The 17,289-nt window shown below is 61.3% G+C and carries 27 protein-coding genes and 1 tRNA gene; 10 read left to right on the top strand and 18 right to left on the bottom strand.

Annotated elements, in window-relative coordinates:
• Position 1: 1 nt before the first annotated feature.
• The gene (locus tag RI444_RS16510; RefSeq protein ID WP_207605671.1) at positions 2-601 is read right to left on the bottom strand and encodes a hypothetical protein; all 600 of its coding nucleotides are present in this window, start codon (positions 599-601) and stop codon (positions 2-4) included.
• 55 nt (positions 602-656) lie between these two features.
• On the opposite strand from RI444_RS16510, the gene RI444_RS16515 reads away from it, so the two are divergent.
• A complete protein-coding gene (locus RI444_RS16515) occupies positions 657-788 on the top strand; it encodes a hypothetical protein (RefSeq protein ID WP_276514973.1) in 132 nt (43 codons plus the stop codon).
• A 137-nt stretch (positions 789-925) separates the two neighbouring features.
• Positions 926-1,093 (top strand): hypothetical protein, encoded by a 168-nt coding sequence (locus tag RI444_RS16520; protein ID WP_207605670.1) that lies wholly within the window; start codon positions 926-928, stop codon positions 1,091-1,093.
• On the opposite strand, the gene RI444_RS16525 is transcribed toward RI444_RS16520, so the two are convergent.
• Positions 1,082-1,348: a hypothetical protein gene (locus tag RI444_RS16525; RefSeq protein ID WP_207605669.1), complete on the bottom strand. Its 267-nt coding sequence runs from the start codon at positions 1,346-1,348 to the stop codon at positions 1,082-1,084. The genes RI444_RS16520 and RI444_RS16525 overlap by 12 nt on opposite strands.
• Positions 1,349-1,446: 98 nt before the next feature.
• On the opposite strand from RI444_RS16525, the gene RI444_RS16530 reads away from it, so the two are divergent.
• Positions 1,447-1,884: a hypothetical protein gene (locus tag RI444_RS16530; RefSeq protein ID WP_207605668.1), complete on the top strand. Its 438-nt coding sequence runs from the start codon at positions 1,447-1,449 to the stop codon at positions 1,882-1,884.
• A gap of 89 nt (positions 1,885-1,973) precedes the next feature.
• Positions 1,974-2,183, top strand: a complete 210-nt coding sequence (locus RI444_RS16535; protein WP_207605667.1) for a hypothetical protein — start codon at positions 1,974-1,976, stop codon at positions 2,181-2,183.
• Positions 2,184-2,312: 129 nt separating this feature from the next.
• Here RI444_RS16535 and RI444_RS16540 read toward each other — a convergent pair whose 3' ends face one another.
• From RI444_RS16540 to RI444_RS16595, 12 genes are all read right to left on the bottom strand, one after another.
• Entirely contained in the window at positions 2,313-3,023 is a 711-nt protein-coding gene (locus RI444_RS16540; protein ID WP_207605666.1) for a hypothetical protein, read from the bottom strand.
• A gap of 99 nt (positions 3,024-3,122) precedes the next feature.
• Positions 3,123-3,458, bottom strand: coding sequence for a hypothetical protein (locus tag RI444_RS16545; protein ID WP_207605665.1), 336 nt, complete (start codon positions 3,456-3,458; stop codon positions 3,123-3,125).
• Entirely contained in the window at positions 3,451-3,591 is a 141-nt protein-coding gene (locus RI444_RS16550) for a hypothetical protein (RefSeq protein ID WP_207605664.1), read from the bottom strand. The genes RI444_RS16545 and RI444_RS16550 overlap by 8 nt, the downstream gene beginning before the upstream one ends.
• Positions 3,588-4,367: a hypothetical protein gene (locus RI444_RS16555; RefSeq protein WP_207605663.1), complete on the bottom strand. Its 780-nt coding sequence runs from the start codon at positions 4,365-4,367 to the stop codon at positions 3,588-3,590. Before RI444_RS16555 ends, RI444_RS16550 begins: the two co-directional genes overlap by 4 nt.
• Complete coding sequence (locus RI444_RS16560; protein ID WP_207605662.1) at positions 4,364-4,789, bottom strand: hypothetical protein; 426 nt, start codon at positions 4,787-4,789, stop codon at positions 4,364-4,366. Before RI444_RS16560 ends, RI444_RS16555 begins: the two co-directional genes overlap by 4 nt.
• 148 nt (positions 4,790-4,937) lie before the next feature.
• Positions 4,938-5,678, bottom strand: a complete 741-nt coding sequence (locus tag RI444_RS16565) for a helix-turn-helix domain-containing protein (protein ID WP_207605661.1) — start codon at positions 5,676-5,678, stop codon at positions 4,938-4,940.
• A gap of 238 nt (positions 5,679-5,916) precedes the next feature.
• A complete protein-coding gene (locus RI444_RS16570) occupies positions 5,917-6,060 on the bottom strand; it encodes a hypothetical protein (RefSeq protein ID WP_316963831.1) in 144 nt (47 codons plus the stop codon).
• Complete coding sequence (locus tag RI444_RS16575; protein ID WP_316963832.1) at positions 6,057-7,214, bottom strand: hypothetical protein; 1,158 nt, start codon at positions 7,212-7,214, stop codon at positions 6,057-6,059. Before RI444_RS16575 ends, RI444_RS16570 begins: the two co-directional genes overlap by 4 nt.
• Positions 7,215-7,237: 23 nt before the next feature.
• Complete coding sequence (locus RI444_RS16580; protein ID WP_207605659.1) at positions 7,238-7,456, bottom strand: hypothetical protein; 219 nt, start codon at positions 7,454-7,456, stop codon at positions 7,238-7,240.
• On the bottom strand, positions 7,453-8,205 hold the full coding sequence (locus RI444_RS16585) for a phage antirepressor (RefSeq protein WP_207605658.1): 753 nt from the start codon (positions 8,203-8,205) through the stop codon (positions 7,453-7,455). Before RI444_RS16585 ends, RI444_RS16580 begins: the two co-directional genes overlap by 4 nt.
• A gap of 6 nt (positions 8,206-8,211) precedes the next feature.
• A complete protein-coding gene (locus RI444_RS16590) occupies positions 8,212-8,526 on the bottom strand; it encodes a hypothetical protein (protein ID WP_207605657.1) in 315 nt (104 codons plus the stop codon).
• A gap of 93 nt (positions 8,527-8,619) precedes the next feature.
• The gene (locus tag RI444_RS16595; RefSeq protein ID WP_207605656.1) at positions 8,620-8,826 is read right to left on the bottom strand and encodes a helix-turn-helix domain-containing protein; all 207 of its coding nucleotides are present in this window, start codon (positions 8,824-8,826) and stop codon (positions 8,620-8,622) included.
• 115 nt (positions 8,827-8,941) lie between these two features.
• On the opposite strand from RI444_RS16595, the gene RI444_RS16600 reads away from it, so the two are divergent.
• Together RI444_RS16600 and xerC are read left to right on the top strand one after the other, a co-directional pair.
• Entirely contained in the window at positions 8,942-9,520 is a 579-nt protein-coding gene (locus RI444_RS16600) for a helix-turn-helix transcriptional regulator (RefSeq protein ID WP_207605655.1), read from the top strand.
• A complete protein-coding gene (gene xerC, locus RI444_RS16605) occupies positions 9,504-10,787 on the top strand; it encodes a tyrosine recombinase XerC (protein WP_207605654.1) in 1,284 nt (427 codons plus the stop codon). The genes RI444_RS16600 and xerC overlap by 17 nt, the downstream gene beginning before the upstream one ends.
• A 50-nt stretch (positions 10,788-10,837) precedes the next feature.
• Here xerC and RI444_RS16610 read toward each other — a convergent pair.
• Together RI444_RS16610 and RI444_RS16615 are read right to left on the bottom strand one after the other, a co-directional pair.
• Positions 10,838-10,919 (bottom strand) — tRNA-Tyr (locus RI444_RS16610).
• Between the two features lie 130 nt (positions 10,920-11,049).
• Positions 11,050-11,316 carry a hypothetical protein gene (locus tag RI444_RS16615; protein WP_021472321.1) on the bottom strand — a complete coding sequence of 89 codons (267 nt, stop codon included), beginning with the start codon at positions 11,314-11,316 and terminating at the stop codon, positions 11,050-11,052.
• A gap of 177 nt (positions 11,317-11,493) precedes the next feature.
• On the opposite strand from RI444_RS16615, the gene RI444_RS16620 reads away from it, so the two are divergent.
• Positions 11,494-11,985 (top strand): YajQ family cyclic di-GMP-binding protein, encoded by a 492-nt coding sequence (locus RI444_RS16620; protein WP_021472320.1) that lies wholly within the window; start codon positions 11,494-11,496, stop codon positions 11,983-11,985.
• Positions 11,986-12,106: 121 nt separating this feature from the next.
• Here RI444_RS16620 and htpX read toward each other — a convergent pair whose 3' ends face one another.
• Complete coding sequence (gene htpX / locus RI444_RS16625) at positions 12,107-12,976, bottom strand: zinc metalloprotease HtpX (RefSeq protein ID WP_207605653.1); 870 nt, start codon at positions 12,974-12,976, stop codon at positions 12,107-12,109.
• Positions 12,977-13,084: 108 nt separating this feature from the next.
• Entirely contained in the window at positions 13,085-14,356 is a 1,272-nt protein-coding gene (locus RI444_RS16630) for an MFS transporter (protein WP_207605652.1), read from the bottom strand.
• A gap of 109 nt (positions 14,357-14,465) precedes the next feature.
• On the opposite strand from RI444_RS16630, the gene RI444_RS16635 reads away from it, so the two are divergent.
• The 3 genes from RI444_RS16635 to RI444_RS16645 are packed head-to-tail and all read left to right on the top strand — an operon-like array spanning position 14,466 to position 17,286.
• The gene (locus RI444_RS16635) at positions 14,466-15,290 is read left to right on the top strand and encodes a hypothetical protein (protein WP_071416214.1); all 825 of its coding nucleotides are present in this window, start codon (positions 14,466-14,468) and stop codon (positions 15,288-15,290) included.
• 30 nt (positions 15,291-15,320) lie between these two features.
• Positions 15,321-15,797, top strand: coding sequence for a Fur family transcriptional regulator (locus RI444_RS16640; RefSeq protein ID WP_071416213.1), 477 nt, complete (start codon positions 15,321-15,323; stop codon positions 15,795-15,797).
• Between the two features lie 7 nt (positions 15,798-15,804).
• Positions 15,805-17,286 (top strand): catalase, encoded by a 1,482-nt coding sequence (locus RI444_RS16645; protein WP_021472315.1) that lies wholly within the window; start codon positions 15,805-15,807, stop codon positions 17,284-17,286.
• The last annotated feature ends 3 nt before the right edge of the window (positions 17,287-17,289 follow it).

Below are 17,289 nucleotides of genomic sequence, written 5' to 3' on the forward strand. Positions count from 1 at the left end.
GTTACTTCCACGTCCAACCGGCTGTGACTTTGTGGACTCCGCCGCTGCTATCGATGTAGGCCTCGCACTTATAGGTGCTGTCGTGCTCGCGCCCGTCGACGTCCACGGCGCGCATTTCGCCGGTCACCCAATATAGGTATCCGCCGTTCTTCTGGATGGTTGTTTTGTCCGCCGTCGTGGTCATGAAATTAGGGGTCGATCCGGAGGGCAGCTTGTCCTTTACGGCTTGGTGGCAGCTGCTCTGGGCCGCTTCGGGGGCCTTGGCATAAGAGCGGACGACGAGCATGCTGATACCAGCGATAACCAGGGCGAGGATGCCCAGGACGATCCCTGCCTTCTTAAATTTCGCGGACCTCGGGATCTTCTCAACGGATGCTGAACCGTCCAGCCATTCGCTTGTCCTGCGGTAGCCCGCGTAGCGCACATGATTATCCGCAGCCTTCGAGTTGTCAGCGGACCGCTTCTCATAGATGACGTTCCCCTGAGCATCCGTGATGGTGATTGGTCGCGTATGAACGGTTGAGCCGCCACCGAAACCTTGAGCGTCCCGCTGCCCTGGTTCGCCGAGGACTGCCGTGAGTGGACGTTGCGTTGGCTGCATAGTGACTCCCCAAAGTTTTGAAATGGTGCGCGTGTGGTCATCCTATGATGAGGCCGTGGAAGTAACCCTGACTGTCGAGAACACGGACGGCGAGCAAGGCTCCGTAGCCACTGTGGGCCCAGACTATGAGACGGCACTAGCCAGCGCCCAGGCGCTGATCCCGGAGGACGCGCCAAAGGTGAGCTGATTCTGTATCAACTCGCAGCCTCAGAACCCTTGCCATTACTGGGCAGTTTCGGCAGGTGGGCACACCGTGAGCACATTTATCTGACACCCCGCACCCCAGCTCTCCACTCGCGGCACGGGTCGCTTTACTCTCAGGGCATGGAAAACTACAAGATTACCGACCATGCCGGCACTACCCTGCACGAGTTTGAGGCCCGCCATCAGGCTGAGGCCATCCTGTTCGCCAACACCTTTGACGAAACACACGGCCTGACCAACTCCAAGCTTTGGATCAAACAAGACGACGGCTGGTGGCTAGCTGTCTGATCGAGTTACAAAGGCTGCCAGGCTGTCATCAGTGAGGTTGGGCTCATGCCCGTCCAGCGGATCGCTTACCAAGGCGTACGGTATTCCCGGCCCGAACATCAGCCGGACACGTTTGGGCTCCGTTCCCGGCAGGTCATAGACGAAGTAGCCATATGTCCCGGAGTTTTGCATGTTCTGGAGGACGTTCGCGAGCTCGTCCACCTTGATTCCATCGGGTAGGGCGATCGATGTTCCTGAATAGTAGATGCTTGCCATTTTGTAGGCCTAACGTTCGATTTGGATGTAACGTGCAGGGCTGACCTGATAGGCGCAGCCGCTTTTAATTCGGTAGCTGTGACACTAAGATTCACGGCATGAGGAAACTTGGGGGAATCATCTTGCTGGCGGCTGCAGTCGGATTGTCTGCGTGTTCAATGCCCCCAGCGGCGACCGTGGAACCCAGTGCCAGCGATACGCCTTCGCAGAGCTCATCGGCTGACGCTGCAGCCAAGCGAATTGCCCCGCTTTTGGCGGCGCCCTCACCGGCGGCGAGTGTAGCCCCGGAATTTGATGACCAGTCGGCCCAAGCTAAGTACCTTGCCGGCATCAAGAAGGTCTGGCGGGGTGACGTCCCATCTGACGAGATCCTCCTCAAGGCCGGTGGTGCTGCGTGTTCCCTTCTCGCTGAAGGCAAGCACTGGTCTGACATCGGGGGCATGGCTGGTCCGGATGGTGCCGACGTGGACAATGCGGCCGCCACGGCTACCTATGCAAGCCGCAACCTATGCACCCAGTACAACACCGACCGCTAGTGGCCGAGGTCGTAGCCGAACGCGTAGCAACCTGTTTCGTTACGCCCTTACGATTAGGGCTCAATGCACATCAAAAGTGGGGAGCGAAAATGAGCGACACGACAATTGCATGTCCGGTGGAGGGCTGCGGCTACGCCGGGACTTACCGGTTGGGTCGAGGCGAAACTGATACCTATGTGGGTTGGATGCACGATGAACACCCCGAGCACCCTGCCACATCAGGCGTCCCCCGCAACGTGAAGCCGAAGGAGCTTCATCTAGAGATCGAACTGGACCGTGACGGCGAGTTGAACTTCTAAACCGCTTCTCGTGCGACCTATGGACAGCGTCGCTCGCGATCCTCTAATGTCATCTCCGTAAGGGCCCAAAGCCGAGGTGCGCAACTCAGCTAGGGGCCCTTCAGGGTTTAACTCATCTTGTTGCGACCGCTAGGTGATCTTCTTCAACTGCCCGTTTCCGTCCATGTAGACATTCGGAGTCACTCCGCTTATCGTGCCGATGCCGCTGAGCTTCACGAGCGGAGCGCCGATCTCGACTTGAATGGAACTGGCGGCCAGCATGCCGAACGCGCCAGACGATACCGAACCGTTTGGGAAGTTGACCGTGCCACCTCCGGTCCCGGTGTTCTCCAGGGTGAGCCCACCGAGCGCTATCTTCTTGCCAGCAGCCACCGTCAAATTGTTGTTCAGGGTAGAGGGGCCTTTGATGTCCATCGCGCCCTCGACATCAAGCGTGCCCGTGGTCTTCATCGGCCCGTCAACATCGAACGCTCCAGTAACGGTGGTGTCTCCGACGATCGTTGTTACGCCTTCTAGGGACGTCGGCCCGGACACTGTGAAGTCGCCCGTCACAGTGGTGTCCCCGGCAATGGCAGTTGGCCCGTTGAGGTTCACGTCACCGCTGGCCGTGAATGTACCGGACATGTTGATCGTGCCCGATGCTTCGAGCAGGCCTGAGATCGTGGCCGAGCCGGTGATGTTCAGGCCGCCGTTCTCGATGGTGATCACGCCACCGTCATAGACCAGTAGACCGCTGCGGCCGATGGCGCTGTTGTTTTGGTTCGAGGAGAACTGCAGCTCCCGGATCGCAGCCCAGATAGCGCCGACGTCGCCCCGGGACAGGTCTTTGATGTTCGTCATGTTTTACTCCTTGCGTTTAGGTTTCGGTGCGCCGGCTGCAGCTAGGCGGCCGGCGCGCTCAAAGGAAGACAGGCCAGGGCGTTGGCCTTTTGGGTGCGGCTAATCGATGGCTTTCCCGATTTCGCTGGCCAGGATCTCGAAGACTCTTGGTGTTTCTGTCAGGACGGCGGTTGATAGGTAGAGCCGTTCGCCCACCTCGTGGTGGAGGATTTCATAGTGTTGATAGCGGGCGTACACAGAGTTGTAGACGACGTCCGCGCCTTCCGGTGTGGGTTCCACGGAAGCCGAGTTACGCAGGTCACTGTCCTCCAAAGGTGTACGGTTCACAGCTACCTGACGGACGTGCTCCATGGCCTTGAACGCGGCCGCAGGGATGGCAGCCTCAACAGCCTCATCGATCGCGTCAAAGTACGCGTCGAAGCCCTGACTACCCATTGGACTGGGTTCCCTCGGCTGAGCGACCCAGCAGGCCGTCAAGGCGCCCCTCCCGTTGAGCCCTGACGATTTCCTCAGGGCCCATGGCCTTCAGCTGCTCGGCGGTCACCTGGCCGTTCTCAGAGGCGCTCATTCTGCGTGGGCCTCTGCCTCGGTTATGACTGTCAGGCCGCTCCGCTTGATCTCGTCAGCGCTGAACGGCTCATCCTTGCCGAAGACGGTGCCTTGCGGGCCGCGATAGAAGTACTTGGCTGAGCTTTCGGGAGCCTCCGCATCAATCGCTGCCAAGTCGCCGAATAGGTCTTCCCCGGAGTCGACGTAGTCCAGATAGGTGAACTTGCCTTCGCGCTTCAGTAGGTGCAGCGCACGGTTCACGAAGTTGTTGATTTCCACACCCTCCACGCGGTGACGGCCGACAATCAAGCCAGCGGACATGCCTATCCCGCCGCCAGGAGTCAGGCGCACACCTCCGTGGGTTGCAGCCGCCGGTCCGTTGTGCAATTGTTCGGGGATCCCTAGAGTTGCGGCGCGGCGGCGGTATTCGCGCACACTTTCGTTGCGCTCTTCAGCAAGCGAATACAGTGCTCGCAGGGAATCGACAGCGGCCTGCAACTGGCTGCGGAGCTTCTCGCCATCTCCCTTTACATGCGCTTCAACTTCTTCCCTCAGGGCCGCACATGCCGCCAGACGGGCGGATTCCCGGGCTTCATCAGCTTTACGTTTTGCAGCCTCCTTGCGAAGGCGCACAAATGACAACAAGCCGCGGGCTTCTTCTACTTCTTCGAAGGTCACTGAGTCATCGCCAGACCGGACTTTCTCTTCGAGTGTGCCGACGAGCTGTTCAGCTTCCTTCGCCTCTTGTTCGGCGTCTGCGATGATGCGGTCTGGGTCAAGATTCTGTGTGGTCATGCTGCTTGTCTCCTTAGGACGTTTTCCAATGATTCGATGTCGATAAGCCAGCTGCGGTTTCCCAGACGTTTCGCGATGACCCGGCCCGACGCTGCAAGTCGGCGTATCTGCCGTTCGCTGCGCTGGGTCCGGGTCGCCGCTTCCATGACACCCACCCAACTGGATGAATTCAGCCTCCCAATACCGCGTCCGGTAACGGACACAAGCGCGGTGCGTTCGATCTCTACCCCCGAGGCTTCCTGCAAAGCCTTGAATACGGGAAGCGTCCACGTCTGAACACCGGCGCCGTTCTCGCGCATCTGGCGCATCTGATCGCGCATAAGGGACCTAAGAACAGCAGCTGCGATAGGTCCCCTCACCAGCGCGTCCAAGGAAGTTACCTCTTGCGATGCGACGTCAGGCAGTGCCGATAGCGTGCTCACACTGTGATCACTGTCCGGAACTGGCCAGCAATGGCGCGGATTCTGGGATGGTGAACTGTTCCCCAATCAGCTCACCTACCCTTGTCGAGTCGTTCGATTCCGAGGCCCAACGCGCACGCGCACGCTTTTTGATTTGACCGGTCAAAAGTCACTCGTCGTCCTCGTCATCGGCGTCCTCCGGGACCGCATTCGCACGCAACCATGCCTCAATGTCCTTGTGGCTTCGCCCTATCGATCGTGCGATTCTGGGTTTCGGGGCGTCACGGGCAATCACGCCCTTGATGCCGGGCTCATCTGGGAGAGGGGCCAGGCGTTCCGCGATGTCAGACGATGCCAAAGCCTTTAGGGACTCTGGCACTGGAAGGCCAAGCCGTTCCTTATGGGCCAGGAGCCGGCGGGCGTGCTCGGTCTGCTTCTTATGCAAGGAGACGGCTTCGCGCCTGTGTTTGTTCTCCCGCCGCCGCTTCCGCCGCGCTGCACCCTCGCGCAAGGACTTCCCGGCCAAGACCGCCAGCTTCTGCTCTACGGGCTCGGGGTCAGTCCTGCCACACACCACAACAGCGAGTGCCTTGATGGCATCCACGGAAGGCCTACGCCGCCCCTGCTCCAGGCGTGAGATGTGTGTCGTCCCGATCCCCGCCAGCTTTCCAAGCCGTTCCTGTGTCAGCCCGGACTTCTTCCGTAAGGCCCGGAGCTCCCTGCCGAACGGTTGGAGATACTCGCGCTCTTCGGCAGAAACCAGCCCGCGAGTGTCTGTGTTGCCGTTAAGAATGGGCCTAACGTGCGCGCCCGCGGTTTTTGGGTTTTGACCGGTCAAACCGTAAGGGGTTGTTTCTGGCCCAACAGGCGCGGGCACACGTCCGGCAATGAAACTGTTTCGTGTGCTCATGAAGCCATCCGAACGGTTCGGATGCGGATATGGCCCAACGTGCGCGCTACGTGCGCGTAAGCCATTCGCACCGTGTGAATACTCAAGGTGGTTGCATCCGGACGGTCCGGATGGATTTCGGGCCTAACGTGCGCGTTACGTGAGAACGCATTCGTACCGTCCGAATGCGTTCTCTGTGTTGGCCCAACGGGCGCGTGTACGCGGGCCGATTGCGCACCGTACGCATTCGTTTCGGTGTTCACTGGCGCACTTCCCGTCGCGGGTTGTTGGGGCAGGTGGGTTCGTGGGAGGTTTCGATGGTCCAGGAGATTCCGGAGTCATTTGTCAGGCTTTCGACGGGGATGCATTGTTGGCATTCGCTCGGTCGGATGTATTCACTCATGCTGTTTTGTCCTCTCTCTGGGGATGTTCGGTAAGGTGTGGGTTTGCCCAGGCGTACTGAGCTGGCACGGGCGGCCGTGAGTGGTACCCGGGGTTCCATGGGTTGGAGCGTGCCGCCTGCTTGGCTTTTGCTTCCTCGAGGCGTTCAGCGTTCCGGGTCGCCCGCTGTTGCTTCTTCCACTGGATCTCTTCGGCCACGCTGAGCCCTTCCGGAGGCGCTCCCGGGCTCCAGTAGTCCTTGCCAAGGATGGCGTCCACGTCGATTTCTCCCGTGTGGTTCGGGTCGTCCGCCCAGCACTCTTGGTTCAGCCAGGTGGCCGGCATCTTGGTGTACTGCGGGTCCTGACCTTTCCGTTCTGAGGAGTAGCGACGGGCTCCTCTAAGGAGTTCCTCAGCAGTGGCACCGTTCTTTCGAGCCTTCGTGTACGCGTTGACCGCGGCCCCCCTGCCTACGTGCTTTGGGTAGACCGTGTACCAGTCGTTGAAGTCCTGCCCTAGCTGCTTTTCAAGGGCAGCCTTGGACAACGGCTTCTCACGAAGAAGATCCATCTCTATCTCTCCCTGCGGAGCCCCTTCCTTGTCAGGTGAGCCTGCCGCCCCATAGGGATTGGCTCCTAGCTCTATTCCTATGAGTTGTTCCTCTAGTGGTTCCTCTACTCCTAGGGGGCAACGTTCTGTTGGGTCAGTAGCAACAATCTGTTGGGCCATAGGGGCAACGTTCTGTTGGTGCATAGGGGCAACGGTTTGTTGGGGCTGTTGGGGCAACGAATCGTTGGGAGCTGGGGCAACAATCTGTTGGGGCTGCCTCGTGGGCGTCAGGTGCAGAGAGTACTCTGCACGGTTCCTGAACCGGGCGTCACCACTGGAGACAATCACGCCTTCCTTCACCAATCGAGCAACGGCCTTTCGGACGATCTCGTACACGCTGGCCCGCTGCTTCCGGGCCGCCTCTGCACCGTCGCTGGTGTCAGCGTCATCGGGCTTAGCAGGGATGCTTTTGCCCAGGGCGGCCGCGAGATCGTCTCGGCCGGCGAAGTACTTCGGCGGGTTCCCGTTGTCCATGGACACAAGGGCCATGCGGCACAGCACCCGGAACGATCGATCATCGAGAGCCGCCCAGTAAGTGAAGGCCTGAGCCACGTTTCCAGCGCCCAAGAGTGGCACCTCCAATGTCGGTATCAGTTGGCTTTTTGGGATGGCGCGGAGTCGGCCTGGGCGTTGGCGTCGTCTGCGGTTTGGGATTTGAGGGCAACCTTGCAGGTTTTTGCCGGGGTGACTCCGCTTGCCCGGTAAGGGTTTTTGGCCGCGACAACAGCGTCATTCAGAGGTCCGTCATGGCTCGTGCCGTTCCAGTAACCGGATTCCCAGGCGGCTGCAAGGTCCGCTTCAGTGATCATTCGCCGCGTCCTCCAGCCCGAACTAGGGTGCTGGTAGTGGCAACACCCTTTTCGACAGCAACGCTCGTAAGCTTCCGGCGGAGGAAGTCCAATCCGGCCGGCCGCACCATGGTCGTCGCCGTGGGCACGAGTTCGCCGCTCCGGTTCCGGTAGGTGCCTGCTTTGACCTCGAAATGGTGCATGTAGCGCTGATACGGCAGGTTGTTGCCCTGCAAGATGCCTATGCGCCGAAGGTCCCGGAACAGGATGTTGGGTCCATAGCCGAGTGCCTTGGCGGCGGCCTGCATGGAGTACAGGCCATCGGCGTCCATAAGCGCGTCATAGGCCTCAGCCTTAGGTGCCACTGCCTCGAGCTGTTCGCAGGTGTCTGCGAGCTGACGGAGGGCGTCTGCGAAGCTCCGGGGCAGCGCTGGTGGCTCGCCGGCTGCGTGGAACGATCCTGTCTTGCGGATCGTCGGGAGCACGGTCCCGGTCACCCACCGTCGGAATGGTTTCGCGCCCTCGGAGTTGCTTCGGAAGATCGAGTCATAAAGACCTGCCTCGGAGATAATTACGACGTCCTGCTCTCCGCCGGGGGTACGCACTTTTGCGTAGCCTTTGTCATCGGCGTCCAGGCGTCGGGTCATGTCAGAGGCCATCCGGTAGTCAAGGATGCCGGCGACGTCAGCCGCGATGAACCACGGCTCCCCTTCAACCTCGATAGTTCTCACCTGCTGGCCTGAGTACGAAAACTGCTGCATGGCTGTCATGGGCGATCAGCCTTCCTTGATGGATGGCTGGACGGCTTCAAGTGCGGCGCCAAGCGCCGCGTGAAGCTGCCGCATCTGTTCGATGGTGTAGCGGTCACCCGGCAGGAGATCCAGTTCGGCAGTGGCGCCCGTGGACGGATCCCACTCAAAGATGACGCTCAGCCGCTCGTCATCCGTTGAGGCGACAGGGCCCGACCAGGAAATCTCGTTGCATTCGATGTATGCCCGAGAGTTGAACGCGAATCCTGCTGGAGCGGGCACGTCTACCGCGGCGTAGTACTCGGAAAGATCGGTGGTTTCTGGTGCTATCGTGATGGTCATAATCTTTGCTTCCTTCGTGGGTGTTGGTTGTTGGGATTCTTGGGAGTCAGTTGCCGCTGGCTCCCTTTTTGTGCTCTGAGACAGGCCTTCGCCCTACGCCGCATCCGATGGTGTACTTTCGATCGCTTCTCCGTTGAGCCATTCGATGAAACGCTTTCGCGGAATCCTGATGCTTTTGCCGATCTTCAAAGACGGCACGGTTCCCTGACGGACGGCCGCATAGAACTGGTTGATCCCCATGGGGACCATCGGCGCGGCCTCTTTAGGACTGAGCGTGAGCGGCTCTTTTGCGTCTGTCATTCTCTTCACTCCTTGGTGGTTCTCAAGCTGACAGTCATAACGTATGCCACCTTTTGACCGCTTGTCAACACTGATACCAACTGTCATACTGTAGACAACCAACAAGGAGGAATACGTGGAGTGGACTGTCACGAAAGTCATCGGTCATAACGTCAGGAAGCGCCGGGATGAGCTTGGAATCACCGCTGCAGCGCTGGGGGAACGCGTGGGCCAAGCGCTCGGCAAGTCATGGCCACGGCAGACGGTGTACCTGATGGAGTCGGGCGAGAGGGCGATGATAGCTACTGAGATCGCCGTCCTTGCCGAGCTCCTCAATGTTCCGGTGGTTGCCCTATTTGCCCCTCCCCCTGAACCAGACAGCGTCATCGCCGGAACGCTCACGATTTCCACCGAGACACTAGCGATTTCGAGCGCCGACGAAGACGAGCGCCTAACGGAGATCGCCAAGTCGTTGCGAGCAATAGACAACTCGCGAAAGGCCCTCAACACCACGCTTACGGAGCAGTACGTGCTGATCGAGAATGCCAAGAACGCGCTGCTAGGAAAGCCTCGTGTGCAAGCACCAGAGGGTGAGTCAGTCACGGACACGTTCTTCGGGCTGAGCATCATGGGGGCGGAGAAGCACTACGACAGTGGGCGAAAGCTCCGGGACCTGGCCGAAATAGAGGAGGAAGACAGTGGCGAAGGTAACTAGGCGCTGCGGCTGCCGCGACGACAACGGCAAGCAGTACGGGGCGAAGTGCCCGAAGCTGAAGAGCTACCGACACGGGACCTGGGGCTTCCGGCTCTCGGCCGGTTTCGACCCTGTCAGCGGAAAGCGCCGCTATTTGACGGACTACAGCTACAGTTCATCCGGAGACGCCGAAGAGGCCATGAGGGACGCTGAGAAGCAACTCCGCGGCCAGGTGTACGACTTCAAGAAGACAACGGCCGCCGCTTACATCACTGAGTGGTTGGACGCTCAGGAACAGCATGCGCAACTCAAGCCGTCCACGCTGCGCATGTACAAGAGCTATGTGGCCAAGGACATCGGTCCAGCCTTCGGGCCCAAGCTTCTCCTGAGGGATCTCCGCAGGGCCCACGTGGCAGGTCTGATCAAGGGGCTACAGGACGACGGGCGCGGGCCCGTGACTATCAAGAGGATCCACGCCACGCTCTCCAGCGCCCTGACAGACGCTGTCCAAGACGGACTTCTTGCCGAGAACGTGGCCGCCGGCGCACGGCTGCCTAAGGTCGAGAAGAAGAAGATCAAGGTATGGGAGCCCGTAGACGCTGGGATCTTTCTGGACTTCATCGCTGGCTACGAGAACGTGGACAGCCACGGCCGCCCCAACGGCAAGATCGGACATCGCCTCGCCGCACTGTTCGAGGTGGCCATCCTTTCCGGCATGCGCCGCGGCGAGCTCTGCGGGCTCCGCTGGCAGGATGTGGATCTGCCAGGCCGGAAGCTGGTCGTCCGCATGCAGCTGGTACAGGTCGGCAAGACAATTATTGAGGGAACCATCAAGACTGATGCCGGACAGGATCGCGTCGTGGCCCTTTCTGATCGTGCCGTGGCCGCGCTGATCGCATGGCAGTTCCAGCAGCACCAGGAGCGCCAGAGCTGGGACGACGCATACGCCGACTCAGGGAGGGTGTTCACCTACGAGGACGGGCGCCAGCTGCGGCCCGGGTATGTGTCCAAGCTGTTCGAAACGATGGTGACGAAGGCCGGGCTGCCGATGATGAGGCTGCACGATCTACGTCACCTGCACGCCTCACTGATGCTTGCGAGCGGTCAGGATCTCGCGATCGTCTCCAAGTCGATGGGCCATTCCAACAGCCAGATCACGCGAGATCTGTACGCGCATATGGTCGGAGATGCTGCACGGAATGCGGTGGAAGGTGCGGCCAGTTTACTGCCCGCACGCAGGACTGTGCTCACAAGTGTGCTCACAGGGCAAGAAAAAAGCCCTTCCTGAACCTCGCGTGAGATTCAGGAAGGGCTAAATTCCTTGCCATTACTGGCTTGTGGCAGATGAGGGATTCGAACCCCCGTAGGCAGTGCCAGCTGATTTACAGTCAGCCCCCTTTGGCCGCTCGGGTAATCTGCCGAACTTCGAAAGAAGATCACTTCCGGAAGACCGTTTCTTTTCGATCCGGTAACCGAAGGCAGAGACAACCTTACAGAACTTCCGGCCAAGAATCTAATCGGGAACCAACAGACCGGATTCCCTTGGTTTATCAGGCTTCCCCGAGGATCCGTCCAGCGAGTTTGGCCTCGAACCGGGCCGCCTGTTCGGCCGTGATCTGGTTCAGTTCGACCGCCTTCTGCAAGTCCGCGCGGACACCGTCCATACGGGCCGTAGCATCCGGTACGGGGCTCAGGACGATCGAGGCTGCAACGGCCGCCGCTGCAACGGCACTGGCTGCTGCAACCGCCGCAGTTCCGATGGAACCGGCCGCAGCCGAAGCGGACTTGCTGACGTAGTGGACGGCCTTGCTGTTCATGCTTACCTCCGGGTGGCTTAACCAACAGGTACAACTCTCGGGCAGCTTGCTCGGTTCCCACCGGGCGTGTGCTGTGAGCGAACTGTGAAAGGGTTTCCCGGCTCCAACATCCCGCATACGTACTAGGCTTATTGGCAGGCAAACCGCCCTTACCGGGCCCCCAACCTAAGGAGAGTCATGGCAGGCGAATCAACATTCGACGTCGTCAGCAAGGTGGACAAGCAGGAGGTCGCCAACGCGCTCAACCAGTCCCAGAAGGAAATCGCGCAGCGGTACGACTTCAAGGGCGTCGGCGCGGAGATCGATTTCAGCGGCGAGAAGATCCTCATGAAGGCCAACTCCGAAGACCGCGTCATGGCCGTCCTGGACGTCTTCCAGTCCAAGCTCATCAAGCGCGGCATCTCGCTCAAGTCCCTTGAGCAGGGCGAGCCTTACCCGTCGGGCAAGGAATTCCGCCTTGAGTGCACCATCAAGGAAGGCATCGCGCAGGACATCGCCAAGAAGATCAACAAGATCATCCGCGACGAAGCGCCCAAGTCCGTCAAGTCCCAGATCCAGGGCGACGAACTCCGCGTGACCTCCAAGTCCCGTGATGACCTGCAGGCGACGATGGCGATCCTCAAGAACTTCGAGGAAGCCGACCTGCAGTTCGTGAACTTCCGCAGCTAGTACTTCTGCAGCTCACGCAGTAAACAGGGAAAGCCGGGGCAAGGGGCCCCGGCTTTCCCTGTTTAAGGCTGCCCAGTGACTTTAAGGCTTCCCAGCGTCTACGGCCAACCCGAAAGGGAACTTAGCCCAGCGGCCGCCCCGCCATTCGCTCCAGTCGCGCAATCCGCTCAGCCATGGGCGGATGCGTGGAGAACATACGCCGCATTCCTCCGCCCCGGAAGGGGTTGGCGATCATGAGGTGCGAGGCGTTCACCAGGCGCTGGTCCTGGGGCAGCGGCAATTGCGTCACCCCGGATTCGATCTTGCGCAGCGCCGACGCGAGCGCCAGGGGGTCTCCGGTCAGCTCGGCACCGTCCTCGTCGGCGTCGTATTCCCGGGTCCGCGAAATGGCCATCTGGATCAGGGATGCTGCGAAGGGCGCCAGCAACGCCATGGCGATCGTCGCGATCGGGTTCGCGTTACGGCGGTCTCCACCGCCAAAGAACAGCAGCATCTGGCCCACGGACGTGATCACGCCCGCCACGGCGGCGGCCACCGAGGATGTGAGGATGTCCCGGTTGTAGACGTGCATGAGCTCATGGCCCAGGACGCCCCTCAGCTCCCGGGCATCCAGCATGCGGAGGATGCCCTCGGTGCAGCACACAGCGGCATTCTTTGGATTGCGCCCCGTCGCGAAGGCGTTGGGTGTCATGGTCGGCGAAACATAGATCCGTGGCATGGGCTGGTTGGCCCGCACGGAGAGTTCCCGCACTATCTGGTACAGCTGCGGCGCCTGGGCTTCGGTGACGGGGTAGGCGGCCATGGACCTGATGGCGATCTTGTCGCTGTTCCAGTAGCCGTAGGCCGTGGTGGCCACGCCGACCAGTGCCATGATCCAGATAGGCGCCGAACTGCGGGTGCCAGCGCCGATGAGGGCGCCCAAAGCCAACAGCACAGCCCACAGGACACCAAAGAGTGCTGCGGTTTTGAGTCCATTGTTGTGTTTGTGCACGGTTGTTCTTTCGCTTTCGTCGCCCGTTTGTTGATGTTCTGTAGTGATAAACGCCGACGCCGGTTGGCATGTTCCGTACGGCCCGCACCAACCGCCGGGCTGCTCGGGCTACGGTAGCGGGTGCTTGGCGTCGTACGCCACAAAGCCTGGTTGCAGCCGGGCAGCACCCCACGCAAGGACCATGCATAGGACGCCGCCAATGAGCAGCACTCCCCCTTCACTGAGGAACCGGGTGACTCCGCCGGCCAGCATGTCGCCTACGCGTGGACCGCCGGCAACCACCACAATGAAGACGCCCTGCAGCCTTCCGCGAAGGTGGTCCGGTGTGGCTGCTTGGAGGATGGTGGTCCGGAAGACGGCGCTGACGGAGTCCGAGATCCCCGCGAGCGCACAGCATGCCGCAGCGGGGATCAGCCACAGCGTCACTCCATCGCGCCCGGAATCCCCTGCCAACAGGACCACACCGCCGAACGCTGCAATGGAAGCACCCCACCCCGCCAAGGACGCCACCACCGCAACCCCCTGCCGCCGGACCCTTCCCAGCGGCCCTGAGAACAGCCCTGCCAGGAACGCACCGACTGCCGTAGCTGCAAGCAGGACGCCTACGGTGGTTTCGCCGCCGCCGATCATGACCGCTCCGATGGCGGGCATCAAAGCCCGCGGTTGGGCACAGATCATGGCGATGAGGTCGATGATGAATGTCATCCGGACGTTGGGCCGGGTACCCAGGAACCGGAAGCCTTCCAACACCGAGCGGAGCCCGGGGCGCAGGGCTTCCTTGGACGGCGGCAGGGGCGGAAGTTTGAAGAGTCCCCACAAAGCGAAGGTGAAACTGACAACGTCAATGGTGTACGTCCAGCCGAAGCCGATGGTTGCCACCAGGACACCTGCCAACAGCGGGCCCGCGGTCATGGACAACCCGAAGGTCAGCATGTTCAAGGCGTTTGCGGCCGGGAGCAGGTCCTTCCGGACCAGGAGGGGAATGATGGCGCTGCGGGCCGGGCCGTTGATCCCCTGCGCACCGCTTTGCACGGCCACCAGGGCGTAGAGCAGCCAGATGTTGCCGACTTCCAGCCACGCCTGCAACGCCAGGCCGGCAGTGGTTGCCCACAAGACCAGGGATGCCGCGAGGGCCACTTTGCGGCGATCGTAGGCGTCGGACACCGATCCTCCGTACAGCCCGGCAATGACCAGCGGCACCAGGGCGAAGATCCCCAGCAACCCTACGTAGAAGCTTTCCTGGGTGAGGCGGTAGACCTCCAGGCTGACGGCCACCAGCGTGAGTTGGGTGCCGATGGCAGCCACCGATGCTCCCAGCCACAGCCGCCGGAAAGCCGGGCTCTCTTTCAGGGGAGTGATGTCTGCCAGGAGTTTTGCCACGGTGTAACCCTAACCAGTCACGCAGACAGTGCCGGAACACGGCATCTCGCATGGCGTCTCCCCTGGGGACGAGGCGCTTGGTAGGCTCACCCGGGGGAAGGAGTCCACCATGGTGCTATCACGGCAGTTGCTGTTCCGCTCCGGTATTTGGGAACTGGCCCGGCCACGGCACCCGTTGACTGCCGGACATATCCTGATCCGCTTGTCCGACCCCTCCACGGAATTCAACGAGGCCTCGGCGGCCGACTGGCTCCACTGCCATCACCTCGCCCGTGCTGCACTGCAGGACGTCCTGGGCGCCGGGAGGTGTGCCGTGATGTTTGCCCACCGTTGGCATCCGCTCGGTTCCGCGGTGGGAGAACCGGTTGCGGAGTCCTCGACGCCGACGTTCCATCTGTTTGCGCGCTGGGAGGGTGAAACCACGACGCCGGGACGCCAGCTGTCGCTGCCCTCCCACCGACGCGTGGCAGAACCGGAGCACGCGCTGGAAGCCGTGGATATGGAATTGCGGCAATCCATCAGGTTCTTTGCGTCGGGCCCCTTGTCTGATGCCCATGAAACGCCTGGCGCCCACCCTGCCCCGCGCCCAAGCGGCCCGCATTCGCGGGAGCCGGGTTCCGGCGTCGTACGCGATCCCGAGGAGGGCCCGCGGCTGGTGTCCTTGGACGCAGCCCAACCCCACTGCGTGATCGAACCGCCCGGCAGCGCCCGGGAGATCGCCGAACTGCAACCCGCCGACATGGTGGCCATCGCCGCAACTTTGGGCGCCTTGCCGCTGCCCGGCGGAGTGAGCGGCTTCAGTTGCGTTGCGGTGGAAGCCGCCAGCGATGATGGCTCGCTCCGGATTCATGCGGTGGGGCGTTCGGGCGCCGAAACGGAGAGTCCCCTCCCGGCTTTGTTCACGTTCCCGGAAGTTAACCTCGCCTTATTGTGAACTTCTCAAAATAAATGCTTCAATGGATGCATGACCGATCACACAGCCGACCAGGACGCATGGGCAGCCGCCCTGCGTTCCCATGGACGGCGCGTGACCAAACAGCGGCTGGCAGTATTGGCCGCGGTCCAGCATCATCCGCACTCCCCGGCAGAGGGTATTCTCGCTGCCGCCCGTGAGGAGCTACCGGAACTGACGGCGCAGTCGGTTTACGTGGTGCTCAGCGATCTCACGGACTTGCAGATGCTGCGGCGTTTCGAACCCCCGCACTCCCCGGCGCTGTACGAAACCAGGGTGGGCGACAATCACCATCACGCCGTCTGTATCAGCTGCGGCAAGGTGGAGGACGTGGATTGCGCCGTGGGACACGCACCGTGCCTCACTCCGCATTGGGACGAACACACCAAGCCGATGACCATCCAGATCGCAGATGTCCTGTACCAGGGGATCTGCCAGGACTGCCAAGCCAAACAACAGCTTCCCGTACTACCAGTAACCAAGAAATAGGAGAACGATGACTGCCATTTCCACAACACAGTCTGGTGCCCCCGTTACCTCTGACGCGCACTCCAAGTCCGTCGGCGCAGACGGTGCCATCATCCTGACCGACCACTACCTGGTGGAAAAGCTCGCACAGTTCAACCGCGAGCGCGTCCCGGAGCGTGTTGTCCACGCCAAGGGCGGCGGCGCATTCGGTACGTTCAAGACCACGTCGGACGTTTCCAAGTACACCAAGGCAGCCTTCCTCCAGCCGGGCGCCGAGACGGACATGCTGATCCGCTTCTCCTCCGTTGCCGGCGAAAACGGTTCTCCTGACACCTGGCGCGATCCCCGCGGTTTCGCCGTGAAGTTCTACACCTCCGAGGGCAACTACGACCTCGTCGGCAACAACACCCCGGTGTTCTTCATCCGCGACGGCATCAAGTTCCCGGACTTCATCCACTCCCAGAAGCGCCTCCCGGGCAGCCACCTGCGTGACGCTGACATGCAGTGGGACTTCTGGACCCTCTCCCCCGAGTCCGCCCACCAGGTCACCTGGCTCATGGGTGACCGCGGTCTTCCGGCTTCATGGCGTGAAATGCAGGGCTACGGCTCGCACACCTACCAGTGGATCAACGCCGCAGGCGAGCGCTTCTGGGTGAAGTACCACTTCAAGTCCAACCAGGGCGTCAACTCCATCACGGGCGAGCAGGCCGAGGCACTGGCCGGTTCGGATGCAGACTTCTACATCCGCGACCTCTACGAGAACATCGAAGCCGGCAACTTCCCGTCCTGGGAACTGCACGTCCAGGTCATGCCTTACGAGGACGCCAAGACCTACCGCTTCAACCCGTTCGACCTCACCAAGGTGTGGCCGCACGCTGACTACCCGCTGATCCACGTGGGCACCATGGAGCTGAACAAGAACCCGGAGAACTACTTCGCGCAGATCGAGCAGGCCACCTTCGCGCCGTCGAACTTCGTTCCGGGCATTGCTGCTTCCCCGGACAAGATGCTGCAGGCCCGCATCTTCTCCTACGCTGACGCACACCGCTACCGCGTTGGCACCAACCACGCACAGATCCCGGTGAACCAGCCCAAGAGCCCGGTTCACAACTACAGCCAGGACGGCCAGGGACGTTACCTCTTCAACGCCCCGACCACCCCGGTTTACGCACCGAACACCGTTGGCGGCCCGGCTGCCGTTGAGCCGGCTTCCCCCGCAGGTGGCTGGGAGAACGACGGCGAGCTCACCCTCTCCGCCCACTCCCTGCACGCTGAGGACGACGACTTCGGCCAGGCAGGCACCCTCTACCGCGAGGTGTACGACGAGGCTGCCAAGGCACGCTTCCTGGACACCATCACCGGTGCAGTCGGCGGCGTGAAGAGCGCCGACATCAAGGAACGCGCCATCCAGTACTGGACCAACGTTGACGCCGACCTCGGCGCCAAGCTGCGCGCCAACCTCGGCGCAGGCCAGGGCGCCTCCGACGCAGAAGCAGCCAACAAGCTCTAAGCG

It is taken from the genome of Paenarthrobacter sp. AT5 (genome assembly GCF_032764245.1).
GTDB classification, from domain to species: Bacteria; Actinomycetota; Actinomycetes; order Actinomycetales; family Micrococcaceae; genus Arthrobacter; species Arthrobacter ureafaciens.

Bases quoted from the DNA above. Each gene is read 5' to 3' on its own strand.
- RI444_RS16510 (WP_207605671.1), bottom strand. From the start codon at position 601: ATGCAGCCAACGCAACGTCCACTCACGGCAGTCCTCGGCGAACCAGGG.
- RI444_RS16520 (WP_207605670.1), top strand. From the start codon at position 926: ATGGAAAACTACAAGATTACCGACCATGCCGGCACTACCCTGCACGAG.
- RI444_RS16525 (WP_207605669.1), bottom strand. From the start codon at position 1,348: ATGGCAAGCATCTACTATTCAGGAACATCGATCGCCCTACCCGATGGA.
- RI444_RS16530 (WP_207605668.1), top strand. From the start codon at position 1,447: ATGAGGAAACTTGGGGGAATCATCTTGCTGGCGGCTGCAGTCGGATTG.
- RI444_RS16535 (WP_207605667.1), top strand. From the start codon at position 1,974: ATGAGCGACACGACAATTGCATGTCCGGTGGAGGGCTGCGGCTACGCC.
- RI444_RS16540 (WP_207605666.1), bottom strand. From the start codon at position 3,023: ATGACGAACATCAAAGACCTGTCCCGGGGCGACGTCGGCGCTATCTGG.
- RI444_RS16545 (WP_207605665.1), bottom strand. From the start codon at position 3,458: ATGGGTAGTCAGGGCTTCGACGCGTACTTTGACGCGATCGATGAGGCT.
- RI444_RS16550 (WP_207605664.1), bottom strand. From the start codon at position 3,591: ATGAGCGCCTCTGAGAACGGCCAGGTGACCGCCGAGCAGCTGAAGGCC.
- RI444_RS16555 (WP_207605663.1), bottom strand. From the start codon at position 4,367: ATGACCACACAGAATCTTGACCCAGACCGCATCATCGCAGACGCCGAA.
- RI444_RS16565 (WP_207605661.1), bottom strand. From the start codon at position 5,678: ATGAGCACACGAAACAGTTTCATTGCCGGACGTGTGCCCGCGCCTGTT.
- RI444_RS16570 (WP_316963831.1), bottom strand. From the start codon at position 6,060: ATGAGTGAATACATCCGACCGAGCGAATGCCAACAATGCATCCCCGTC.
- RI444_RS16580 (WP_207605659.1), bottom strand. From the start codon at position 7,456: ATGATCACTGAAGCGGACCTTGCAGCCGCCTGGGAATCCGGTTACTGG.
- RI444_RS16585 (WP_207605658.1), bottom strand. From the start codon at position 8,205: ATGACAGCCATGCAGCAGTTTTCGTACTCAGGCCAGCAGGTGAGAACT.
- RI444_RS16590 (WP_207605657.1), bottom strand. From the start codon at position 8,526: ATGACCATCACGATAGCACCAGAAACCACCGATCTTTCCGAGTACTAC.
- RI444_RS16595 (WP_207605656.1), bottom strand. From the start codon at position 8,826: ATGACAGACGCAAAAGAGCCGCTCACGCTCAGTCCTAAAGAGGCCGCG.
- RI444_RS16615 (WP_021472321.1), bottom strand. From the start codon at position 11,316: ATGAACAGCAAGGCCGTCCACTACGTCAGCAAGTCCGCTTCGGCTGCG.
- RI444_RS16620 (WP_021472320.1), top strand. From the start codon at position 11,494: ATGGCAGGCGAATCAACATTCGACGTCGTCAGCAAGGTGGACAAGCAG.
- RI444_RS16635 (WP_071416214.1), top strand. From the start codon at position 14,466: ATGGTGCTATCACGGCAGTTGCTGTTCCGCTCCGGTATTTGGGAACTG.
- RI444_RS16640 (WP_071416213.1), top strand. From the start codon at position 15,321: ATGACCGATCACACAGCCGACCAGGACGCATGGGCAGCCGCCCTGCGT.
- RI444_RS16645 (WP_021472315.1), top strand. From the start codon at position 15,805: ATGACTGCCATTTCCACAACACAGTCTGGTGCCCCCGTTACCTCTGAC.